19 protein-coding genes, 1 other RNA gene and 1 riboswitch are annotated in these 20,328 nt (G+C 68.2%); of the genes, 16 read left to right on the plus strand and 4 right to left on the minus strand.

Translation table 11 applies throughout. From position 1 onward, the window contains the following. The first annotated feature begins 219 nt into the window (after nucleotides 1-219). A riboswitch (FMN riboswitch) is annotated at nucleotides 220-364 on the plus strand. 75 nt (nucleotides 365-439) lie between these two features. The 5 genes from ACTT2I_RS01260 (at nucleotide 440) to thiL (ending at nucleotide 4,264) form a co-directional block, all read left to right on the plus strand. Continuing rightward, on the plus strand, nucleotides 440-1,042 hold the full coding sequence (locus ACTT2I_RS01260) for a riboflavin synthase (RefSeq protein ID WP_088433944.1): 603 nt from the start codon (nucleotides 440-442) through the stop codon (nucleotides 1,040-1,042). Continuing rightward, a complete protein-coding gene (ribB, locus tag ACTT2I_RS01265) occupies nucleotides 1,039-2,154 on the plus strand; it encodes a 3,4-dihydroxy-2-butanone-4-phosphate synthase (protein ID WP_293980620.1) in 1,116 nt (371 codons plus the stop codon). The genes ACTT2I_RS01260 and ribB overlap by 4 nt, the downstream gene beginning before the upstream one ends. Nucleotides 2,155-2,337: 183 nt before the next feature. Next, on the plus strand, nucleotides 2,338-2,805 hold the full coding sequence (gene ribH, locus ACTT2I_RS01270; protein WP_088433946.1) for a 6,7-dimethyl-8-ribityllumazine synthase: 468 nt from the start codon (nucleotides 2,338-2,340) through the stop codon (nucleotides 2,803-2,805). After that, nucleotides 2,802-3,281: a transcription antitermination factor NusB gene (gene nusB, locus ACTT2I_RS01275; RefSeq protein WP_088433947.1), complete on the plus strand. Its 480-nt coding sequence runs from the start codon at nucleotides 2,802-2,804 to the stop codon at nucleotides 3,279-3,281. Before ribH ends, nusB begins: the two co-directional genes overlap by 4 nt. A gap of 8 nt (nucleotides 3,282-3,289) precedes the next feature. Continuing rightward, the gene (gene thiL / locus ACTT2I_RS01280; RefSeq protein WP_088433948.1) at nucleotides 3,290-4,264 is read left to right on the plus strand and encodes a thiamine-phosphate kinase; all 975 of its coding nucleotides are present in this window, start codon (nucleotides 3,290-3,292) and stop codon (nucleotides 4,262-4,264) included. A gap of 7 nt (nucleotides 4,265-4,271) precedes the next feature. Here thiL and ACTT2I_RS01285 read toward each other — a convergent pair whose 3' ends face one another. The 3 genes from ACTT2I_RS01285 to ACTT2I_RS01295 all read right to left on the minus strand — a co-directional run bounded on the left by ACTT2I_RS01285 (nucleotide 4,272) and on the right by ACTT2I_RS01295 (nucleotide 7,845). Further along, nucleotides 4,272-5,657: an FAD-binding oxidoreductase gene (locus ACTT2I_RS01285; protein ID WP_443096761.1), complete on the minus strand. Its 1,386-nt coding sequence runs from the start codon at nucleotides 5,655-5,657 to the stop codon at nucleotides 4,272-4,274. Nucleotides 5,658-5,749: 92 nt separating this feature from the next. Beyond that, nucleotides 5,750-6,175 carry a YraN family protein gene (locus tag ACTT2I_RS01290; RefSeq protein WP_343124594.1) on the minus strand — a complete coding sequence of 142 codons (426 nt, stop codon included), beginning with the start codon at nucleotides 6,173-6,175 and terminating at the stop codon, nucleotides 5,750-5,752. Then, the gene (locus ACTT2I_RS01295) at nucleotides 6,124-7,845 is read right to left on the minus strand and encodes a penicillin-binding protein activator (RefSeq protein ID WP_088434023.1); all 1,722 of its coding nucleotides are present in this window, start codon (nucleotides 7,843-7,845) and stop codon (nucleotides 6,124-6,126) included. The genes ACTT2I_RS01290 and ACTT2I_RS01295 overlap by 52 nt, the downstream gene beginning before the upstream one ends. Nucleotides 7,846-7,924: 79 nt before the next feature. On the opposite strand from ACTT2I_RS01295, the gene rsmI reads away from it, so the two are divergent. Both rsmI and rnpB read left to right on the plus strand, forming a co-directional pair. Further along, nucleotides 7,925-8,746, plus strand: coding sequence for a 16S rRNA (cytidine(1402)-2'-O)-methyltransferase (gene rsmI, locus ACTT2I_RS01300; RefSeq protein ID WP_088433950.1), 822 nt, complete (start codon nucleotides 7,925-7,927; stop codon nucleotides 8,744-8,746). Between the two features lie 39 nt (nucleotides 8,747-8,785). Continuing rightward, nucleotides 8,786-9,136, plus strand: an RNA gene (gene rnpB, locus ACTT2I_RS01305) — RNase P RNA component class A. Nucleotides 9,137-9,316: 180 nt separating this feature from the next. On the opposite strand, the gene ACTT2I_RS01310 is transcribed toward rnpB, so the two are convergent. Next, nucleotides 9,317-10,078: an NRDE family protein gene (locus ACTT2I_RS01310; RefSeq protein WP_088433951.1), complete on the minus strand. Its 762-nt coding sequence runs from the start codon at nucleotides 10,076-10,078 to the stop codon at nucleotides 9,317-9,319. A gap of 324 nt (nucleotides 10,079-10,402) precedes the next feature. On the opposite strand from ACTT2I_RS01310, the gene mraZ reads away from it, so the two are divergent. The 9 genes from mraZ to murG are packed head-to-tail and all read left to right on the plus strand — an operon-like array spanning nucleotide 10,403 to nucleotide 20,317. Next, nucleotides 10,403-10,849, plus strand: coding sequence for a division/cell wall cluster transcriptional repressor MraZ (gene mraZ, locus ACTT2I_RS01315; RefSeq protein ID WP_019182494.1), 447 nt, complete (start codon nucleotides 10,403-10,405; stop codon nucleotides 10,847-10,849). Nucleotides 10,850-10,863: 14 nt separating this feature from the next. Further along, nucleotides 10,864-11,832, plus strand: coding sequence for a 16S rRNA (cytosine(1402)-N(4))-methyltransferase RsmH (rsmH, locus tag ACTT2I_RS01320; protein ID WP_088433952.1), 969 nt, complete (start codon nucleotides 10,864-10,866; stop codon nucleotides 11,830-11,832). Then, on the plus strand, nucleotides 11,829-12,092 hold the full coding sequence (ftsL, locus tag ACTT2I_RS01325) for a cell division protein FtsL (protein ID WP_088433953.1): 264 nt from the start codon (nucleotides 11,829-11,831) through the stop codon (nucleotides 12,090-12,092). Before rsmH ends, ftsL begins: the two co-directional genes overlap by 4 nt. Then, on the plus strand, nucleotides 12,089-13,933 hold the full coding sequence (locus ACTT2I_RS01330; RefSeq protein WP_293984265.1) for a peptidoglycan D,D-transpeptidase FtsI family protein: 1,845 nt from the start codon (nucleotides 12,089-12,091) through the stop codon (nucleotides 13,931-13,933). The genes ftsL and ACTT2I_RS01330 overlap by 4 nt, the downstream gene beginning before the upstream one ends. Continuing rightward, complete coding sequence (locus ACTT2I_RS01335) at nucleotides 13,930-15,432, plus strand: UDP-N-acetylmuramoyl-L-alanyl-D-glutamate--2,6-diaminopimelate ligase (RefSeq protein ID WP_421100200.1); 1,503 nt, start codon at nucleotides 13,930-13,932, stop codon at nucleotides 15,430-15,432. Before ACTT2I_RS01330 ends, ACTT2I_RS01335 begins: the two co-directional genes overlap by 4 nt. Beyond that, nucleotides 15,429-16,823, plus strand: coding sequence for a UDP-N-acetylmuramoyl-tripeptide--D-alanyl-D-alanine ligase (locus ACTT2I_RS01340; protein WP_421100199.1), 1,395 nt, complete (start codon nucleotides 15,429-15,431; stop codon nucleotides 16,821-16,823). The genes ACTT2I_RS01335 and ACTT2I_RS01340 overlap by 4 nt, the downstream gene beginning before the upstream one ends. Further along, nucleotides 16,813-17,898 (plus strand): phospho-N-acetylmuramoyl-pentapeptide-transferase, encoded by a 1,086-nt coding sequence (gene mraY, locus ACTT2I_RS01345; protein ID WP_088433957.1) that lies wholly within the window; start codon nucleotides 16,813-16,815, stop codon nucleotides 17,896-17,898. Before ACTT2I_RS01340 ends, mraY begins: the two co-directional genes overlap by 11 nt. Then, nucleotides 17,898-19,226: a putative lipid II flippase FtsW gene (gene ftsW / locus ACTT2I_RS01350; RefSeq protein ID WP_421100198.1), complete on the plus strand. Its 1,329-nt coding sequence runs from the start codon at nucleotides 17,898-17,900 to the stop codon at nucleotides 19,224-19,226. The genes mraY and ftsW overlap by 1 nt, the downstream gene beginning before the upstream one ends. Next, the gene (gene murG, locus ACTT2I_RS01355) at nucleotides 19,223-20,317 is read left to right on the plus strand and encodes an undecaprenyldiphospho-muramoylpentapeptide beta-N-acetylglucosaminyltransferase (RefSeq protein WP_443096762.1); all 1,095 of its coding nucleotides are present in this window, start codon (nucleotides 19,223-19,225) and stop codon (nucleotides 20,315-20,317) included. Before ftsW ends, murG begins: the two co-directional genes overlap by 4 nt. The last annotated feature ends 11 nt before the right edge of the window (nucleotides 20,318-20,328 follow it).

The raw sequence follows: 20,328 nt of genomic DNA on the forward strand, positions 1-20,328 counted from the left end.
GCGAGCGCCGCAGGCTGGCAGCGCCCATAAAAAACGGGCCCCTTGCGGGACCCGTTCGATCATGGCGCGGCGCGGACGCTGCAGCTCGATCAGTAACCGACGTATGCGCCCTCATATCCACGGGGCGCAGCACTCAGTGGGATAGCTTAACACTTATTTAACTTAAAGCCCCCAGTCAGGGTGCCCTGTTACACTACGCGCGCCGGTTCGCCGGTACACAAACGTCTTCAGGGCGGGGTGCGATTCCCCACCGGCGGTAGGTGCGCAAGCACGAGCCCGCGAGCGCTTCCCGTTCCCCGGGAAGGTCAGCAGATCCGGTCCGATGCCGGAGCCGACGGTATAGTCCGGATGAAAGAAGACGGTGCTGCCGGGCCTTGTGCTCGGCGTGCACCTATATGCCTTGCGGCGTTTTTCGCTCACTTTCCGCGGAGAACGTTACGTGTTTACTGGAATCATCGAAGGCGTCGGCCGTCTGGCCGCACGCGAATCCCTTGGCGGCGATGTCCGCTTCACCTTCAACGTGGGCACCCTGCCGTTCGATAACGTGCAGATGGGCGAGAGCATCGCCATCAACGGGGTCTGCCTCACCGTCATCGCCCATGACGCCACCAGCTTCCAGGCCGACGCCTCGACCGAGACGCTGGGCCTGACCACGCTGGGTCAGCTGAGCGACGGCGCCGTCATCAATCTCGAACGCGCCATGCGCCCGACCGATCGCCTGGGCGGCCATCTGGTCAGCGGCCATGTCGATGGCCTGGGCCAGGTGCTGTCGGTGCATGACGACGCCCGCGCCCAGCGCTGGCGCTTCGCCGCACCGGCCGCACTGCTGCGCTACATCGCCAAGAAGGGCTCGATCTGCGTGGACGGGGTCAGTCTGACCGTCAACGAGGTGGACGAGCAGGGCTTCGAAGTCGCCCTCATCCCGCACACCGTCGCCAACACCGCCTTCGCCGCGACTGCCGTGGGCAGCGCGGTCAATCTTGAAATCGATCTGGTCGCCCGTTACGTCGAACGGTTGCTGGGTGCAGGAGCACGCGCATGAATTTCGCCCCCATTCCCGACATCCTCGAGGACATCCGCCTCGGCCGCATGGTCGTCATCGTCGATGACGAAGACCGCGAGAACGAAGGCGACCTGATCATGGCCGCCGAGTTGGTCAAGCCGTCGGACATCAACTTCATGGTCACCCACGGCCGAGGCCTGGTGTGCCTGCCGCTGACCCGCGAGCGTGCGGCCGATCTGGGCCTGGCACCGATGGTGCAGGCCAATACCGCGCAGTTCCAGACCAATTTCACCGTGAGCATCGAAGCCGCCGAAGGCGTCACCACGGGCATCTCGGCCTACGACCGTGCGCACACCATCCGCACCGCGGTGAAGCCGGACGCCAAGCCGGCCGACCTGCACCAGCCGGGCCATATCTTCCCGCTGATCGCCCAGCCCGGTGGGGTGCTGACCCGCGCCGGGCATACCGAGGCCGCCGTCGACCTGGCCATGCTGGCCGGGCTGGAGCCTGCCGGTGTGCTGGTGGAAATCCTGAATCCGGACGGCAGCATGGCGCGCCGCCCGGAGCTGGAGGTGTTCGCCCGCGAGCACGGCCTGAAGATGGGCTCCATCGCCGACCTGATCGCGTACCGCCTGGCCACCGAGAAGACGGTCGAGCGCGTGGATGAGCGCGAGATCGAGACCGAGTTCGGGCCGTTCACGCTGGTGACCTATCGCGACCGGATCGCCCACGACCTGCACTTCGCACTGGTCCGTGGCACCCCGGATACCGAGCCGACCCTGGTCCGCGTGCAGGTGGAAAACCCGCTGGCCGATCTGCTGCACTGGCGCCGCGATGATTTCGGCGTGGCCTCCACCGATGCCCTGCGCGCGATCGCGGCCGCCGAACGTGGTGTGATGGTGGTGCTGTCCGCCCCGCGCGACACCAACAGCCTGCTGGCCCGCCTGCGCCAGCAGCCGCAACCGATCGTGCCGGGCAAGGACAAGGATGTGAGCCAGTGGCGCCGCAACGGGGCCGGGGCGCAGATCCTCTCCGACCTGGGCCTGGGCAAGCTGCGCGTGCTGGGCACCCCCCGGCGCCAGATCGGCCTGGCCGGGTATGGCCTGGAAGTGGTGGAGACGGTGGGCAACACGTCATCGCATGCGCGCTGACGGCTCACGATCGGCTTCGCAAACCGGGGGCCCCTCTTATCATCACCCAGGCCCCCGCCGCTTCGCAGAAGCCCCCTGACGCAGGGGGCTGGTGCACCCGAGCCGTCCCGTAACGCACGGCGACCCGGCTACGCGCAGCCATGCGCTAGAATATTCCCCTATTAAATGGACCCCACGCCGAACATGAGCCATTACGAAGGCGACCTCCGTACTCCGGAAAAGGCCCGTTTCGCCATCCTCGCCAGCCGCTGGAATGCCCGCATCACCGACGTGCTGGTGGCCGGTGCGCGCCAGAGCCTGGCCGGCAACGGGATCGACGAGTCCGCCATCGATGTGATCCGCGTGCCCGGCGCGTGGGAACTGCCGCTGGTCGCCGCGCGCCTGGCCGCGGCCCATCAGCATGCCGCGATCATCACCCTGGGCTGCGTGATCCGCGGCGACACCCGTCATTACGAACACGTGGCCGACCGCTGCGCCGAGGGCCTGATGCGCGTGCAGCTGGATTTCGGCGTGCCGGTGCTCAATGGCGTGCTGGCGGTGGAACGGGTCGAAGATGCCGAAGCCCGCGCGGGTGGCAACCACGGCAACAAAGGTGAGGAAGCCGCACTGACGGCGTTGGAAATGGTCAATCTTCTGGAGCAGCTGCCATGAACAAGTCAAACCAGGGCAAGCCCTCCGGTAAACCCGTCCGCCGTGATGGCGTCGACCCGGTGCTGCGCTCGCGCGCCCGTCGTCGTGCGCTGCAGGCGATTTATGCGTGGCAGATCTCCGGCGGCAACGCGCAGAGCGTGATCGCCCAGTTCGCCCACGAGCAGGCCCGCGAAATCGCCGATCTGGCCTACTTCGAAGCGCTGGTGCACGGCGTGCTCGACAACCGCAAGGACCTGGACGCGGCGCTGGACCCGTATCTGGATCGCGGCATCGAGGAAGTGGACGCGATCGAGCGGGCCGCGCTGCGCGTGGCCGCCTATGAAATGCGTTATCGCCTGGATGTGCCGTATCGCGTGGTGATCAACGAAGCGATCGAATCGGCCAAGCGCTTCGGGTCCGAACATGGCCACACCTACGTGAATGGCGTGCTGGACCGTGCCTCCGTCGAGTGGCGCAAGGTCGAAAACGGGGGCTGATCGGCCCCATGTCCCTTGCCGAATTTGATCTGATCGACCGCATCCGTGCGCGCACCACCGTGCGCGCCGATGTCGTGCTCGGCATCGGCGATGATGCCGCGTTGCTGCAGCCGCGCGCTGGCGAACAGCTGGTGATCACCGCCGACACGCTCAACAGCGGCGTGCATTTCCCGGCGGAAACCCCGGCCTTCGATATTGGCTGGAAAACCCTGGCGGTGAACCTGTCCGACCTCGCCGCGATGGGCGCCCGCCCGGCGTGGTGCACCTTGGCGCTGTCCTTGCCGCAGGCCGACGCGGACTGGATCGAGGGATTCGCCGATGGCTTCTTCGCCCTGGCTGACGAGCACGACATCGTGCTGGTCGGTGGCGACACCACGCGTGGCCCGCTGTCGCTGTCGGTGACCGCGATGGGGCAGGTGGCGCCCGGCCAGGCCCTGCGCCGCGATCGTGCGCAGGTCGGCGATGACATCTGGGTCAGCGGCACGCTGGGCGATGCCGCCGGTGCCCTGCGCCTGTGGCAGCAGAACCGGTTGAAGGTGGCGGTCGCCACGCTGCTCAACGATGACGAAACGCTGCGTCAGCGCCTGCTGCGCCCGGTCCCGCGGGTCACGCTGGGCCTGCGCCTGCGGGCCTACGCGCATGCTGCCGTGGATATCTCCGACGGCCTGCTTTCCGATCTCGGCCACATTGCCGCACGCAGCGGTGTGCGCGCCGACGTGGAGGCGGATGCGTTGCCGATCTCCTCGGCGCTGCGCGCGCAGCTCGGGCGTGAGGGTGCCCGCGACTGTGCGCTGCGGGGCGGCGACGATTACGAGCTGTGCTTCACCGTCGCGCCGTCGCAGCGCGACGCGATCCATGCGTTGTCGGCATCCTTGGACCTGCCACTGACCCGGATCGGGCGGATCGTCGAAGGCCAGGGCGTGCATTGCGCCGATGTGGCCGCCAGCGATGGTGGCTACGAGCATTTCGCCGAACGCCGGTAGCGTCCGCTCACACCGGCGGCAGCACCTTGCCGGGGTTGAGAATCCCGTCCGGATCCAGCGCCGCCTTGATCGCGCGCATCGCCGCCAGCGTGGCCGGGGTGAATGCCTGCGCCATGAAATCACGCTTGGCCAGGCCGATGCCGTGCTCGCCCGAGAGCGTACCGCCGAGGGCCAGGGTCAGCGCGAACACGCGCGGCAGCGCCGCATGCGCGCGTGCGTTCTCGCCGGCATCGTCGGGGTGGTAGAGGATGTTGACGTGCAGGTTGCCGTTGCCGGCATGGCCGAAGGTGACGATCGGCAGCTCGAACTCGGCCGACAATGCCTGCACTCCCGCCACCAGCGCGGGAATGCGCGAGACCGGCACCACCACGTCTTCGTTGATCTTGCCCGGTGCGATGCTGCGCAGCGCTGGTGACAGCGCCTTGCGCGCGGCCCACAGGGTTTCGCGCGCGCTGCCTTCCATCGCCACATCCAGCGCGATCAGGCCATCGCCTTCGGCGGCCGCCGCGAGGGCCTGCAGCAGGTAGGGCAGGGTGTCGTGGTCGCCATCGGCTTCCACCAGCAACATCGCGCCGGCCTCTGGCACGTCAGCACCATTGCGACGCAGCAGTTCGAGGCTGCGCGCATCCATGAATTCCAGGCGCGTGGGCACCACCGGCTGCGCCATCAGCCGCGAGACCGCCTGCGCGGCGGCATCTGCATCGCGGTACAGCACGCGCAGCCCGGCCTGGGTCACCGGCAGCGGCGTGAGCTTCAACGTGGCTTCCACGATCAGCGCCAGCGTGCCTTCGCTGCCGACCAGCAGATGGGTCAGGTCGTAGCCGGTGGCATCCTTCGTATACGGGCCGCCGCAGGTGATCAGTTCACCGGCGCCGGTGACCGCGACCAGGCCGAGCACGTTGTCGCGGCTGGTGCCGTATTTCACCGCGCGTGGGCCGCCGGCATTGCAGGCCAGGTTGCCAGCGATGCTGCAGATCTCCGCGCTGGAGGGGTCCGGTGGCCAGAACAGACCATGCGGCATCAGCGCCTGCTGCAGGTCGCCGTTGAGCACGCCCGGTTCGACCACGGCGCAGCGGTCGCCCGGCTGGATGGCGAGGATGCGGTTCATGCGTGCGAAGGACAGCACGATGCTGCCTTCGATCGGCACCGCCGCGCCGGTGGTGCCGGTGCCCGCGCCCCGCGCGACCAGGGCGATGCGGTGGTCGCGGCAGGCGCGGACCAGGGCGACGACCTGCTCGCGATCGCGGGGGAAGGCGACACCGGCCGGGCGCGTGTGCCGCCACGAGTTGTCCTGCGCATGTGCCTCGAGCGCGCGGTCATCGGTGCGCCAGCCGTCCTCACCGAGCAGGGCATGCAGGGTGGCAACGAAGGCCGTGGGCAGGACAGGGGTCATCATCAGGTCCGGGAATCAGCAGGATCGCGCGCCACGATCAGCGGCGCACCACAGCGCCCGCGGAATGGCGGTGTGGGTGAAGAGGGAGGGCATCAGCAGTCTTCCAGCCGGAACGCGTCGCGCAACCAGTTCAGCTGCGGGGGTTCGCCACTGGCTTCGACCACATCGAAGCGGCAGGGCTGCTCGGCCAGCCAGGGATGGGATTGCAGGAACAACTGCGCGGCGATCACCAGCTTGCGTCGCTTGCGCAGGTCCACCGAGGCCGCGCCGCCGCCGAAGCGGGCACTGGCGCGGTAGCGGACTTCCACGAAGACGACGACATCGCCGTCGCGCATGATCAGGTCGATCTCACCGCGGCGATAACGCGCGTTGGTGGTGACCGGGCGCAGCCCGGCCTCTTGGAGATGGTGCTGCGCGGCGGCTTCGACCGCCGCGCCACGTATCGCGCGCCCTGTCGGCACGCGGATCAGTTGCTGCTGGCGATCGGCATCGGCCGGCCGCCGCTGAAGGTCGACCATGCCGGCACCCGCAGCACGTTGCCGTTGCTGTCCAGGAACAGCGTGCCGGTGGCGCCGGCCAGGCCGCCTTCGGTGGCGACCTTGTCCAGGTAGGCGCTGATCTTCCAGGCATCGAAACCGAACGCGAACAGACGACCGGAGGCGCCACGCGCCGAAGGCAGGATCTGCCCGGCGGTGGAAGCGGCCGGCAGGCCCGGCACGCCGCGCACGTTCCAGGCTTCGTTCGGGTAGACGATGCCGTCCAGCGCCATGTCTTCTTCCGGCTTGCCGGCACCGACGGTCAGCTGCGAGGTGCCGACGCGGGTGGCGCCGCCCGCACCGGCCAGCGCCAGCTGCGGGGTCAGCGCACGCGCCTGCGGCGCCTTGACCGCCAGCAGCACGCCGTCGATGGCACCCGCGGCACGCACCTGTGCACCGATGTCGCCGACCGTGTCGCTCACACCGATCGTCGCCACCACCTGGCCACCGCGCTGCGCGAAGCGCTCGCGGAACGCAGCGGCGGCGCGGCGGCCGTTGTCATCATTGCTGTGGATCACCAGTACCTTGCTGCGCTCGCGGCCGCGCAGGTATTCGGCGGCGATGATGCCGTCGTCTTCCGGGGCCAGCGAGAAACCGGCGCTGCCGGCCGGCGGGGTGTCCTTGCCGCGGTTCAGTGCCAGCACCGGCACCGGCAGTTCGCGGCGGCCGAACACGGCATCCACTTCATCGCGGCCGAGCGGGCCGACGATGAAATCGGCCCCGGCGGTTACCGCCTTGTCGTAGGCGGCCACGGCACCGGCGGCAGTGCCGGCGGTATCGATGAACTGGATGTCCGGGCGGCGGCGGGTTTCACCGTAGTAGCCGCTGAGCAGGCCATCGCGGACCGGCTGCGCGGCGGTGGCCAGGCGGCCGCTGAGCGGCAGCAGCACGGCCATCTTCACCGGTGGGCGGTAGCCATCGCTCATCGCCGGCGGGCGCTTGCTGGTATCGAACTGCGAGGCGCCTTCGCGATCGAACGGACGCGGCAGCGGCAGGCCGCGGGCGATCAGCGCACGGCCGGCGAAGTTGTACAGCGGCTCATTGGCCGGCAGTGCGGCGGCACGCGCGCGCAGCGTGGCATCGTCCAGCGTGCCGAGCAGGCCGGCGATGGCCTGCTGGTTGTCGGTGCGCGCCTTGCCGTTCAGCGCGGCGTGCGCACGGGCGCGCTCGAGCGCGGCACCGAGGTTGTCGCCGGTGGCCTGCAGTGCGTTGGCGCGGGCCAGCTGCCAGCGGGTCCGCAGCGACGGAGTGACCGAGTCGGCCGATTCCTTCAGCACCGCCAGCGCCTGTGCCGGCTGCTTGTCGGCCAGGGCCAGCTCGGCGGTGGTCAACTGATAGCGCTGCAGGCTGGCGCCACTGAGCTGGCGCGCGGTGACCTGGGCCAGCAGGGTGCGGGCGCGGGTGGCATCGCCGGCTTCGTGCCAGGCAAACGCGGCGTCGGCCAGCGCGGCGCTGCGGGCACTGCCGCGCAGGGTGTTGGCCAGCGCTTCCAGCTGGACCGCCGCATCGCGCGGCTTGCCCTGCTCGATCAGGGCCAGGGCCTGGCTCTGGGCCGGCGATTCCGGCGCACTGGTGAAGCTGGTCGTGGCGCAGCCGGCAAGCAGCATCAGCGACAACGAAAGGGCGGAGATCCGTACGACGGGCTTGTTCATGATCAGGTCCATTCGATGGGGGCAGCGGCCGTGGCCGGGGAACGGTACGATTCTACCCTTGACCACGGAAGAGCCGCTGATGAGTGCTGTCCCCACGCTGTATGTCGTTGCCACCCCGATCGGCAACCTCGCCGATCTGACCCCGCGTGCGCAGGACGTGCTGCGTTCGGTGGCCGCGATCTGCGCCGAGGACACCCGCCGCAGCGGGCAGCTGCTGGCCCACTTCGGCATCCAGCAGCCGCTGGTGGCCCTGCATGACCACAATGAAGAAGCGTTGTCGCAGCGGATCGTCGCGCGCCTGTTGGCGGGCGAGTCGCTGGCGCTGGTCAGTGATGCCGGCACCCCGCTGGTCAGCGATCCTGGCTACCGCCTGGTCCGCGCCGCGCGCGAGGCCGGGATCAAGGTCAGCCCGATTCCCGGCGCCTGCGCCGCGATCGCCGCGCTCAGTGTGGCCGGCCTGCCCAGCGACCGCTTCACCTTCGAGGGCTTCCTGCCGGCCAAGGCCTCCGGTCGCCGTGAGCGCCTCAATGCGCTGGGCGGCGAAACCCGCACCCTGGTGTTCTACGAATCCTCGCACCGGATCAGCGAATCGCTGGCGGACATGGTCGCCGCGTTCGGGCCCGAACGCCCGGCAGTGCTGGCGCGCGAGCTGACCAAGCTGTTTGAAACCGTGCTGGATGGCGACCTGGCCTCGCTGCTGCAGCAGGTCGAGGCCGACGACAACCAGCGCAAGGGCGAGTTCGTGGTGATGGTGCAGGGCGCAGCCGACGATGACCAAGCCCAGCTGGTCCAGGGCCGGCGCCTGTACGCCAAGCTGAGCGAGCATCTGCCGCCCTCCACCGCAGCCAAGCTGGCGGCGGAAATCACCGGGGCCCCGCGCAAGGCGTTGTACGGCGGATAACCCGCGATCCGGCCTGTTTTGTGGGACAATGCGCGCGGCGGAGTCGGCCAGACAGTCGCGTCATCCCTTGCGGATGCCGAGGAAAGTCCGGGCTCCACAGGGCAAGGTGCCAGGTAACGCCTGGGCGGCGCGAGCCGACGGAAAGTGCAACAGAAAGATACCGCCTACGTTTCCTTCGGGAAGCCGGTAAGGGTGAAATGGTGCGGTAAGAGCGCACCGCGAGTCTGGTAACAGACCGGCACGGCAAACCCCACCTGGAGCAAGACCAAATAGGGACCTAATGGCGTGGCCCGCGTCGGGTCCGGGTAGGTTGCTTGAGCGCTGCGGTGACGCAGCGCCTAGAAGAATGACTGTCCACGACAAAACCCGGCTTATCGGCCGGCTCCGCCGCTTTTTTCGCGACTCGCGAAAAAAGCCCCAAGGTTTGCAGCGCAAACCTTGGGGCCCGGGCTACCAGCCTCCCATTCTCCGCGCCTGACGGCGCGCCCCCTTTACTGAAGGGGGCTGTTGCTCCGCTTGAGTGTCCTGGGGTTTGGGTGCTCGCCGATCACGGCACAGTCCCGACCACGATCAGTCGTGCGTTGCCAGCGTCGTTTCACCCACGCAGACACCTTCCGCATCGAACCGGCGCTCGGCGATGAAGCCGTGGCCGTTGGCGTCCAGTGCGATGATCGTGCTGGCGCGGGTGCCGTAGTCGGGGCTGCGGATGAAGGCGGAGGAGAGCCAGCGCTCGCGCTCCAGCCCGATGCCGGTCTCCGGCAGGGCGCTGTCGTCAGCGCGGGTCTCATCGCGCAGGGCATCCCACAGTGGCGCCAGATCATCGTTGCCCCGGTCCACCCATGCGCGCAGCGCTGCGTTCAATGTAACGGTTTTCGGCCAGGGCGCATCCAGTGGCCCGTTGGACATCCCGTGGACGCCGGGCGCCAAGGAGTGGCGGTGCAGGGGATGGTTGCCGAGGAACTGGCAGCTGACGTGGTCGGCCAGCAGGAGATTGAACGGGGCGAACTCGACCGCGCGCCGGGCGAGCTGCTCGGCGAACAACGCGGCGGGCGCTGCATCGCGCAGGTAGTCGGCGACCAGGGCGCCGCGTGAGGGGCCGGTCTGCCGGGCCAGCGGGTCGCGCACATTGGTCACCACCGCCATCCGCCCGTCCGGGCCGATCCCGGCCCAGGTCCCGCCCGAGCGCAGGTCGCGGCCGGCAGCGATGCCGTCGTCAGGCGCGGGCCAGCGGCTGAGTCCAGCCGTCGGCCGCGCGTGGAACTCATCGCGGTTGCCGGCCATGACCAGCTGCCACCGGGGGTGTGTTTTCCAGGCGAGGGCGAGCAGACACATGCCTCACATTGTGCCGGTTCTGCGCAGTGTCGAGGCGTTGGCGACCCCGCCAGGACTGAATACGGGCGGATGTTTCACGCGGCCTCCACAGGCCTGAACTTCGGCGAAATCTCAAAAAATGAGACGAAACAGCAACTTGTGGATAAGCCTTGAACAAGTCTCTAAACATTGCTGCAAGCCCTTGATGTTCAAAGTGATTTCCCCTTCGCAAAGTTGTTGACAACCCAATCGGCACTGCTAAGGTGGGCATCAGAGGGGAAACCGGGTTTTTTGTGGTTTTTCGTGGTTCAATGTTTCACCGGGCGAAGGAAAGGTGAAAACGTCGTGTTTCAAGGCGAGACGGCCATCACTGTTGACGACAAAGGGCGCATGGCGGTTCCGACCGCGCATCGCGACCTTGTCGCGCGTGTGAGCAACAACCGTCTGGTCCTGACCTACAACCCGTTCGAGTCCGGCTGCCTCTGGCTGTACGCCGAACAGGAATGGGAACGCGTCCGTGATGACGTCATGTCCAAGCCCAACACACAGCGCGTCGTGCGCCTCCTGCAACAGAAGCTGGTCGGTTCGGCCGCGCATCTGGAGCTGGACGGCAACGGCCGCATCAGTATTCCCGCCAGCCACCGTGGTGCCGTTGGCATTGAAAAGAAGGCGGTGCTGCTCGGTATGGGCGACAAATTCGAATTGTGGAGCGAGCAGGCTCATCGCGCGTTGATCCAGCAGACGTTGTCTGACGAGGATCTCGGCGATGGGTTGCTCGACCTGAAGTTGTGAGCCGGGGTGCCCGGATGCGCGGAGCAGCGCAGACCGGTCACCTTCCGGTGTCGCAGTCGCCGGCAGGCCACCTGCCGGTCCTGTACACGCAGGTCCTGGAAGGCCTGAAGGTGATCGAAAACGGAGTGTATCTCGATGGCACGTTTGGTCGTGGCGGTCACGCCCGCGGCGTGCTCGAGCAACTCGGTCCCGGAGGCCGGCTGCTGGTCATGGACAAGGATCCCGAGGCGATTGCGGTAGCCGAGCGTGATTTCGCGCCGGACCCGCGCGTCTCGATCTTCCGTGGCAGCTTCGCCGATCTGCTGCACTGGGACGCCACCGCCGAAGGCCTGGATGGCGTGCTGTTCGACCTGGGCGTGTCCTCGCCCCAGCTGGATGTCGCCGAGCGCGGTTTCAGCTTCGGCAAGGACGGCCCGCTGGACATGCGCATGGACCCGGACAGCGGCGAAAGCGCGGCGCAGTGGCTCAACCGGGCCGAAGAACGCGAGATCGCCGACATCCTGTGGACGTATGGCGAAGAACGCCAGAGCCGGCGCATCGCCCGCGCTCTGGTGGCCCGCCGCGAGAAGCAGCCGTTCAGCCGCACCGCTGAACTGGCCGACGCCATCGCCGCAGTGATGCCGCGTGGCAAGGACAAGATCAACCCGGCCACGCGCAGCTTCCAGGCGATCCGCATCCACATCAACCGCGAACTGGCCGACCTTGAAGCCGGGCTGGACGCGGCACTGGCGCGCCTCAAGCCCGGCGGTCGCCTGGCCGTCATCAGCTTCCATTCGCTGGAAGACCGCATCGTCAAGCAGTTCATGAACCGCCATGCCAAAGCGCCGCCGAGCAATCGCCGGTTGCCCGAAGCGCAGCCGTTCGTGCCGACCCTGGTCCTGCATGGCGGCGCCATCAAGGCTGAAGACGACGAGCTGGCGGTCAACCCGCGCTCGCGCAGCGCCGTGCTGCGCGTCGCCGAGAAGTGCGGGGTGGCCGGATGAGCCGCCTGCTGTTGATCGTGCTGCTGGCCTGCACCGTCGCTTCGGCGATCGGGGTGGTGTTCATGCGCCATCGTCACCGCCAGACCTTTGTGGAGCTGTCCCGGGTCGAGCGTGCGCGCGATGAGATCAACATCGAGTTCGGTCGCCTGCAGCTCGAGCAGGCCACCCTGGCCGAGTCCACCCGGGTCGACCGGGTGGCCCGCGAACGCCTGGGCATGAAGTTCCCCGAAGCGGCTGATGTCGTGGTGATCCGGCCATGAACAAGTCCGGCCGCAACCGTGCGCGCAACAGCTTCAACCTCCGCCAGCGCCTGAAGTGGGTGGGGCTGGCACTCGGCCTGTGTTCGGTCTCGCTGGTCGGTCGCGCCGCCTACGTGCAGATCATCAACAGCGAGTTCTACCAGCGCCAGGGCGAAGCCCGTTACCTGCGCGAGCTGCCGATCAATACCTCGCGCGGCATGATCACCGACCGCAATGGTGAACCGGTCGCGGTGTCGACCCCGGTCGCCTCGATCTGGGTCAACCCGCAGGAACTGCTGCGCGCGCCGGACCGCATCCCCGAGCTGGCCGCCGCGCTGGGCATGCCGCTGGACGAGCTGACCTCCAAGCTCTCGCAGAAGGCCGATAAAGAATTCATGTACCTGCGCCGCCGGATCAATCCGGACGACGCGGAGAAAGTGGTCGCGCTGAAGATTCCGGGCGTGGCCTCGCAGCGCGAGTTCCGCCGCTTCTACCCGCAGGGTGAGGCGATGGCGCACGTGCTCGGCTTCACCAACATCGACGACCGCGGCCAGGAAGGGCTGGAGCTGGCCTTCGATGAGTGGCTGCGCGGCAAGGCCGGCGCCAAGCGCGTGATCCGCAACCGCAAGGGCGACACGGTCGAAAGCGATCTGCTGCGCGCCGCCGAGCCGGGCAAGGACCTCACCCTCAGCATCGACCGTCGCATCCAGTTCCTGGCCTTCAAGGAGCTGCGCAACGCGCTGATCGCCAACAAGGCGGCCGGTGGCTCGATGGTGATCATGGATGTGGCCACCGGCGAAGTGCTGGCCATGGTCAACCTGCCGACCTACAACCCCAATGCCGTGGGTGGCGCAGCACCGGACACCCGTCGCAACCGCGCGGTGACCGACCTGGTCGAGCCGGGTTCGACCATGAAGCCGCTGACCATCGCCTCGGCGCTGCAGTCCGGCGTGGTCACCAAGGACACCACGGTGGATACCAACCCGGGCTACATGGCTGTGGGCCGGTTCACCATCAAGGACGTGCCGCGCAACAACGGCGTGCTAAACGTCACCGGCGTGATCACCCGCAGCTCGAACATCGGCGCGGCCAAGATCGCCGCCAAGATGCCGGACCAGGTCTTCTACGACCACGTCCACAGCTTCGGCTACGGCGTGTCGCCGCACAGTGGTTTCCCCGGCGAATCGGCCGGCGTGCTGCCGCGCCCGGCGCGCTGGAGCGGGTCGTCCAAGACCACGATGTCCTACGGCTACGGCCTCAACGTCACCCCGCTGCAGATCGCCACGGCGTACTCGGCGCTGGGCAACGGTGGCAAGCTGATCGCGCCGACCTTCGTCAAGGGCCAGCGCAACGAGGGCAAGCAGATCATCGACGAGAACATCGCCAAGGACGTGGTGGCGATGATGGAAACCGTGGTCACCCAGGGCGGCGCCAAGCAGGCCGCGGTACTGGGTTACCACGTGGCCGGCAAGACCGGTACCGCACGCAAGGCCGGTCCGGGCGGCTACGAGCGCGGGCATTACAACGCGCTGTTCGCCGGCGTGGTGCCGGCCACCAACCCGCGCTTCGCCACGGTGATCGTGATCAACGATCCGCAGGCGGGCAAGTATTACGGCGGCCTGGTGTCCGCGCCGGTGTTCCACAACGTTATGGAGGGCGCGCTGCGCCTGATGGACGTGCCGCCGGATGACATCGAGTCGTGGCTGGCCGCACAGCAGTCCGGAAAGATGGGCCACTCGGCCTCGGTGCTGCCGATGCCGCCGCCGGAAACGGTGATCGCGCCCGACGCCGCCGCAGAATTCGATGCCGCGCTGCCCAGCGCGCACGCCACAGTGCCGCCCGCGCAGGGAGGCACGCAATGAGCCAGACGATGTTGCTTTCGCAGTTGCTTCCCGATGTGGCGCTGAGCCACGACCCGTCCATCACCGGCCTGGTGCTGGACAGCCGCGCGGTGCGCCCGGGCAATGCCTTCGTGGCGATCGCCGGCTTCGGCGCGCACGGGCTGGGCTTTGTCGATCAGGCGCGCGCCAATGGTGCTGCGGCGATCCTGTTCGATCCGCCTGCGCCGGTCGAGCTGCCGGCGCCAACCGATGCGATCGCCGTGCCCGGCCTGCGCAACCGGATGGGCGCGATGGCCGACCAGTTCCACGGCCATCCGTCGCGCGCGATGACGATGGTCGGTGTGACCGGCACCAACGGCAAGACCTCCACCGTGCAGTTGCTGGCCCAGGCCTGGCACCTGCTCGGCACCCGCAGTGGCAGTATCGGCACGTTGGGCGTCGGCCTTTATGGCGATGTCGTGCCGACCGGCTTCACCACGCCGCTGGTGCTGCAGATGCATGAAGTGCTGGCCCAGCTGCGCGACGGCGGTGCCCAGGCCGTGGCGATGGAAGTCAGCTCGCACGCGCTTGACCAGGGCCGCGTGGATGCCGTGCATTACGACGTGGCGGTGTTCACCAATCTCACCCGCGACCATCTCGACTATCACGGCGACATGGCGCAGTACGGTGCGGCCAAGGCCAAGCTGTTCCATCGCGACGGGCTCAAGGCCGCCGTGGTCAATCTCGATGACAGCTTCGGCAGCGAACTGCTGCGCACCGTCGGCGAGACCGTGCGCCCGATCGGGGTGAGTTCGCGCGGTGCCGCGCAGGCCACCCTGCGCGCCGATTCGCTCACCCAGGACGGCCGCGGCATCGCCTTCGACCTGGTGGTCGACGGCCAGCGCCATCCGGTGCAGTCGCCGCTGCTCGGCCGCTTCAACGTGGACAACCTGCTGGCCGTGGCCGGTGCGTTGTATGCGCTGGGGCACGCCCCGGCCGCGATCGCCGCGCTGCTCTCGCAGCTGCAGCCGATCGCCGGCCGCATGAACCGCCTGGGCGGCGAGGGTGGCCTGCCCACCGTCGTGGTCGATTACGCCCACACGCCGGATGCACTGGAACAGGCCCTGACCAGCGTGCAGGGCCATCTGGCCGGGCGCCTGGTCTGCGTGTTCGGCTGCGGCGGCGAGCGCGATACCGGCAAGCGCCCGCAGATGGCCGCCATCGCCGAACAGCATGCCGACGTGGTGATCGTCACCGACGACAATCCGCGCGGCGAAGACGGCGACGTGATCGTGGCCGACATCCTCAAGGGCTTTGACGCACCTGCCGCGGTCACCGTGCAGCGCGACCGCGCCGCCGCGATCGCCACCGCGATCGGCCAGGCCGGTGCGGGCGATATCGTGCTGATCGCTGGCAAGGGCCATGAGCCCTACCAGGAGATCCACGGAGTCAAGCACGCGTTCGACGACACTGACGTAGCTGGCCGTGTACTGGCCGCGCGCGTAGATAAAGCGGGTACGCCGCGCATGGAGGCACCATGAAGCGCACCCCGCTGTCGCTGATCGCCCACTGGGCCGGTGGCGAGATCCACGGTGAAGACACCGCGATCGACGCCATCAGCAATGACACCCGCACGCTGGCCCCCGGCAGCCTGTATGTGGCGCTGCGTGGCGAGCGTTTCGATGGCCACGACTTCGCGGCCGACGCCCTGGCGCGCGGCGCCTCGGCGATGCTGGTCGAGCGCCTGCTGGATGTGGCCCTGCCGCAGATCGTGGTGGCCGACAGCGAGCACGCGCTGGGCCGTATCGCCGCCGGCATGCAGCGCGACCGCGGCACCGTGGTGTTCGCGATCACCGGCAGTAACGGCAAGACCAGCGTCAAGAGCTTGCTGCTGGCGATCCTGGAGCAGGTCGCGCGGGACGACCGCAAGGTGGTCTACGCCAACCCGGGCAACCGCAACAACGAGATCGGCCTGCCCCTGGCGGTGCTCGATGCGCCGGAAGATGCCGACTACGCCGTCTACGAGATGGGCGCCGGCAAGCCGGGTGACATCGCCTACCTGACCGAGATCGTGCGCCCGCACTACGCGCTGGTGAACAACATCGCGCCAGCGCATCTGGAGCGCATGGGCAGCCTGCAGGGCGTGGCCACCACCAAGGGCGCGATCTATGCGGCGCTGCCCTCCGATGGGGTCGCCGTGATCAATGCCGATGATGCCTTCGGGATCTGGTTCGAGCAGCACATCGTCGGCCAGCCGCCGCGTTGCCGCGTGCTGCGCTACGGCCTGGACCACAGCGCCGATGTCACCGCACGTGCGATCCGTCCGGCCGCGCAGGGCAGTCAGTTCGTGCTGTCCACGCCGGCCGGCGACGCAGAGATCACGCTGGGCCTGCCGGGCCGGCACAACATCAGCAATGCGCTGGCCGCTGCTTCGCTGGCACTGGCGGCGGGCATCACGGTGGCGCAGATCGCCGCCGGCCTGGCCCGTGCCGAGCCGGTGCCGGGCCGCCAGATCGCCCACCAGCTGCCCAACGGCGCGGTGCTGATCGATGACAGCTACAACGCCAACCCCGGTTCGCTGGCCGCGGCCATCGATGCCCTGGCTGCCTCGCAGGACGAGGGCTGGCTGGTGCTGGGTGACATGCGCGAACTCGGCCCGGACGGCGAGGCGCTGCATGCCCAGGCCGGCCGCCGCGCCCGCGAGGCGGGCCTGAAGCGGCTGTATACGCTCGGCCCGCTGAGCGCCGCCGCTTCGACCGCCTTCGGTGAAGGCGGCCAGCATTTCCAGAGCCACCAGGCCCTGGCCGCCGCACTCGCCACCGAACTGCATGCCGGCGTGCGCTGCCTGGTCAAGGGCTCGCGTGGCAGCGCCATGGACACGATCGTCAAAGCGCTGCTCGCGCAAGGAGAGGAAACCCCCAATGTTGCTTGAACTGGCCCGATGGCTGCAGCAGTTGGAGAGCCTGTTCGGGCTGTTCGGCTACCTGACCCTGCGCGGCATCCTCGCGGCGCTGACCGCCCTGTTCCTGTCGCTGTGGCTCGGCCCGGCGATGATCCGCAAGCTCGCCCAGTTCAAGGGCGGCCAGCCGATCCGTACCGATGGCCCGCAGACCCATTTCGCCAAGGCCGGCACGCCGACCATGGGCGGTTCGCTGATCCTGCTGACGATCACGCTGTCGGTGCTGCTGTGGGCCGACCTGCGCAACCGTTATGTCTGGCTGGTGCTGGCGGTGATGCTGTGCTTCGGCGCGATCGGCTGGTACGACGACTGGATCAAGATCGTCCGCCGCGATCCGAACGGCCTGAAGTCGCGCTGGAAGTATCTGCTGCAGTCGATCTTCGGCCTGGCCGCGGGTCTGTTTCTGTTCTACACCGCCGATGTCCCGGCGGCGATGACCTTCTACATCCCGATGTTCAAGTCGATCGCGCTGCCGCTGGCCGGCATCAGCTTCGTGGCCATCGCGTACTTCTGGATCGTCGGCTTCTCCAACGCGGTCAACCTGACCGACGGCCTGGACGGGCTGGCGATCATGCCGACGGTGCTGGTCGCCTGCGCGCTGGGCGTGTTCGCTTACGCGTCGGGCAACGTGGTGTTCTCCAGCTACCTGCAGATCCCGCAGATCCCGGGCGCCGGTGAGCTGGTCATCATCTGCGCGGCGATCGCCGGCGCGGGCCTGGGTTTCCTCTGGTTCAACACCTACCCGGCCATGGTCTTCATGGGCGACATCGGCGCGCTGGCGCTGGGTGCGGTACTGGGCACGATCGCGGTGATCACCCGCCAGGAACTGGTGCTGGTGGTGATGGGTGGCGTGTTCGTGATCGAGACGCTGTCGGTGATGATCCAGGTCGCCTCGTTCAAGCTGACCGGCAAGCGCGTGTTCCGCATGGCCCCGATCCACCACCACTTCGAACTGAAGGGCTGGCCGGAGCCGCGCGTGATCGTGCGCTTCTGGATCATCTCGGTGGTGCTGGTCCTGATCGGCCTGGCCACGTTGAAGGTCCGCTGATGAACGACCTGTCGCGCCAAGCCACCCGCCTGGAAGCCATCGGAGGCCACTTCGACAAGTGGCTGCTGGGCGCGATCATCGCGCTCACCGGGCTGGGCGTGGTGATGGTCGCGTCGAGCTCGATCGCGCTGATGAGCAGCCCGTTCTACTACCTCAACCGCCACCTGATCTTCCTGGCGGTGGGCATCGGCCTGGCGATCATCGCCATGCGCACCGAGCTCAAGAGCATCGAGCAGTACAACCAGATCCTGCTGCTGGGCTGCTTCGCGCTGCTGGTAGTGGTGTTCATCCCGGGCCTGGGCAGCAGCGTCAACGGTGCCCGCCGCTGGATCAACCTGGGCATCTCCAAGTTCCAGACCGTCGAAGCGGTCAAGGTGCTCTACATCGTGTGGCTGTCCAGCTATCTGGTCCGCTTCCGCGATGAGGTCAATGCCACCTGGCCGGCGATGCTCAAGCCGCTCGGCGTGGCCGGCGCGCTGGTGGTGCTGCTGCTGCTGCAGCCGGACTTCGGCTCGTCCACCCTGCTGCTGGCGATCACCGCCGGCATGCTGGTGCTGGGCGGAGTCAACATGCCGCGCATGTCCATGCCGGTGATCATCGGCATGGTCGGCATGAGCGCGCTGGCGATCATCGAGCCGTACCGCATGCGCCGCATCACCTCCTTCCTGGACCCGTGGGCCGATCAGCAGGGCGACGGCTACCAGCTGTCCAACGCGCTGATGGCCGTGGGCCGTGGCGAGTGGACCGGCGTGGGCCTGGGCAACTCGGTGCAGAAGCTCTATTACCTGCCCGAAGCGCACACCGACTTCATCTTCTCGGTCACCGCCGAGGAGCTGGGCTTCCTCGGCACCTGCCTGATCATTTCGCTGTACGCGCTGCTGGTTGGCCGCACCTTCTGGCTGGGCATGCGCTGCGTGGAAATGAAGCGCCACTTCTCCGGCTACATCGCCTTCGGCATCGGCCTGTGGATCAGCATGCAGAGCTTCGTCTCGATCGGGGTCAACCTCGGCATCCTGCCGACCAAGGGCCTGACCCTGCCGCTGATTTCCTCGGGCGGCTCGAGCGTGCTGATGACCTGCGTGGCCATGGGCCTGCTGCTGCGCGTCTCCTACGAACTGGATCGCGCCGAGCGCCGCCAGGCTGTGCGCATGGGCGCCGACCAGGATGGCCCGCTGCCCGGCGATGTTCCCAAGGCCGACAGCGCCAGCGCGGTTGCGGCAGCGATGCAGGACAGCGCCGCGCGCGATACCGCACCCCGTGACAGCGCCACCCGTGGCACCAGCCGCATGCAGCAGCGTATCGAACCGACGCTGGGGAGGATGGGATGAGCACGCCTCGCCTCGATCCGTCCCAGCGCCCGGTCATGATCATGGCCGGCGGCACCGGCGGGCACATCTTCCCCGGCCTGGCCGTGGCCAAGGTGCTTCGCGAGCGCGGCGTGCCGGTCACCTGGCTCGGTGCCGATGGCGCGATGGAAACGCGCCTGGTGCCGCAGCACGACATCCCGATCGACACCCTGGCCATCGGCGGCCTGCGCGGCAAGGGCAAGCTGGCCCTGATCGGTGCGCCGCTGCGGCTGCTGCGTGCGATCCGTGCGGCCGGCTTCCTGATCCGCGATCGTCAGCCCCGTGCGGTGATCGCCTTCGGTGGCTTTGCCTCCGGCCCGGGCGGTATCGCCGCGCGCCTGCACGGCCTGCCGCTGCTGGTGCACGAGCAGAACCGCGCACCGGGCATGACCAATCGCGTGCTGTCGCGCTTCGCGCGCCGCGTGCTGGCCGGGTTCCCGGGCAGCTTCGCCCAGCGCGAGGAAGCGGTCGGCAATCCGGTACGTGCCGAGATCGCCGCCATCACCCCGCCCGAGCTGCGCCTGGCCAACCGCCAGGGGCCGCTGCGCCTGCTGGTGCTGGGCGGCAGCCAGGGCGCACGCGTGCTCAACAACGCGGTGCCCAAGGCGCTGGCGGCACTGGGCGCCGGCATGCCGGTGCAGGTGCGTCACCAGAGCGGCGAGAAGCTGCACGCCGAAGCGCTGCAGGCGTATGCCGATGCTGGCGTGCAGGCGAGCGTGGAACCCTTCATCGCGGACATGGCCGAGGCGTTCGCCTGGGCCGATCTGGTCGTGTGCCGCTCCGGCGCCTCCACCCTGGCCGAGCTCTGCGCAGTGGGTGTGGGCAGCGTGCTGGTGCCGTTCGCTGCGGCCGTCGACGATCACCAGACCCGCAATGCGGAGTATCTGGTCGAGCGCGGCGCCGCGGTGTTGCTGAAGCAGGATGAAACGCTGGCGACGCAGCTGGAAGGCGTATTGCGCGATTTGTCCGAAAATTCCGCCCGACGCATGCAGATGGCCAACGCCGCGCGTGCCCTGGCCAAGGTCGATGCCGCAGAGCGCATCGCCGACATCATTCTCGAGGAATCCAAATGAACACCGCTACG

Origin of the sequence: Stenotrophomonas sp. PUT21 (genome assembly GCF_052232875.1) — a bacterium.
In the GTDB taxonomy this organism is placed as follows: domain Bacteria; phylum Pseudomonadota; class Gammaproteobacteria; order Xanthomonadales; family Xanthomonadaceae; genus Stenotrophomonas; species Stenotrophomonas maltophilia_N.

What these genes read in the sequence shown, in the direction of transcription:
- ribB (WP_293980620.1), top strand. Translation starts at nt 1,039, where the DNA reads ATGAATTTCGCCCCCATTCCCGACATCCTCGAGGACATCCGCCTCGGC.
- ribH (WP_088433946.1), top strand. Translation starts at nt 2,338, where the DNA reads ATGAGCCATTACGAAGGCGACCTCCGTACTCCGGAAAAGGCCCGTTTC.
- nusB (WP_088433947.1), top strand. Translation starts at nt 2,802, where the DNA reads ATGAACAAGTCAAACCAGGGCAAGCCCTCCGGTAAACCCGTCCGCCGT.
- thiL (WP_088433948.1), top strand. Translation starts at nt 3,290, where the DNA reads ATGTCCCTTGCCGAATTTGATCTGATCGACCGCATCCGTGCGCGCACC.
- ACTT2I_RS01285 (WP_443096761.1), bottom strand. Translation starts at nt 5,657, where the DNA reads ATGACCCCTGTCCTGCCCACGGCCTTCGTTGCCACCCTGCATGCCCTG.
- ACTT2I_RS01290 (WP_343124594.1), bottom strand. Translation starts at nt 6,175, where the DNA reads ATGGTCGACCTTCAGCGGCGGCCGGCCGATGCCGATCGCCAGCAGCAA.
- ACTT2I_RS01295 (WP_088434023.1), bottom strand. Translation starts at nt 7,845, where the DNA reads ATGAACAAGCCCGTCGTACGGATCTCCGCCCTTTCGTTGTCGCTGATG.
- rsmI (WP_088433950.1), top strand. Translation starts at nt 7,925, where the DNA reads ATGAGTGCTGTCCCCACGCTGTATGTCGTTGCCACCCCGATCGGCAAC.
- ACTT2I_RS01310 (WP_088433951.1), bottom strand. Translation starts at nt 10,078, where the DNA reads ATGTGTCTGCTCGCCCTCGCCTGGAAAACACACCCCCGGTGGCAGCTG.
- rsmH (WP_088433952.1), top strand. Translation starts at nt 10,864, where the DNA reads ATGCGCGGAGCAGCGCAGACCGGTCACCTTCCGGTGTCGCAGTCGCCG.
- ftsL (WP_088433953.1), top strand. Translation starts at nt 11,829, where the DNA reads ATGAGCCGCCTGCTGTTGATCGTGCTGCTGGCCTGCACCGTCGCTTCG.
- ACTT2I_RS01330 (WP_293984265.1), top strand. Translation starts at nt 12,089, where the DNA reads ATGAACAAGTCCGGCCGCAACCGTGCGCGCAACAGCTTCAACCTCCGC.
- ACTT2I_RS01335 (WP_421100200.1), top strand. Translation starts at nt 13,930, where the DNA reads ATGAGCCAGACGATGTTGCTTTCGCAGTTGCTTCCCGATGTGGCGCTG.
- ACTT2I_RS01340 (WP_421100199.1), top strand. Translation starts at nt 15,429, where the DNA reads ATGAAGCGCACCCCGCTGTCGCTGATCGCCCACTGGGCCGGTGGCGAG.
- mraY (WP_088433957.1), top strand. Translation starts at nt 16,813, where the DNA reads ATGTTGCTTGAACTGGCCCGATGGCTGCAGCAGTTGGAGAGCCTGTTC.
- ftsW (WP_421100198.1), top strand. Translation starts at nt 17,898, where the DNA reads ATGAACGACCTGTCGCGCCAAGCCACCCGCCTGGAAGCCATCGGAGGC.
- murG (WP_443096762.1), top strand. Translation starts at nt 19,223, where the DNA reads ATGAGCACGCCTCGCCTCGATCCGTCCCAGCGCCCGGTCATGATCATG.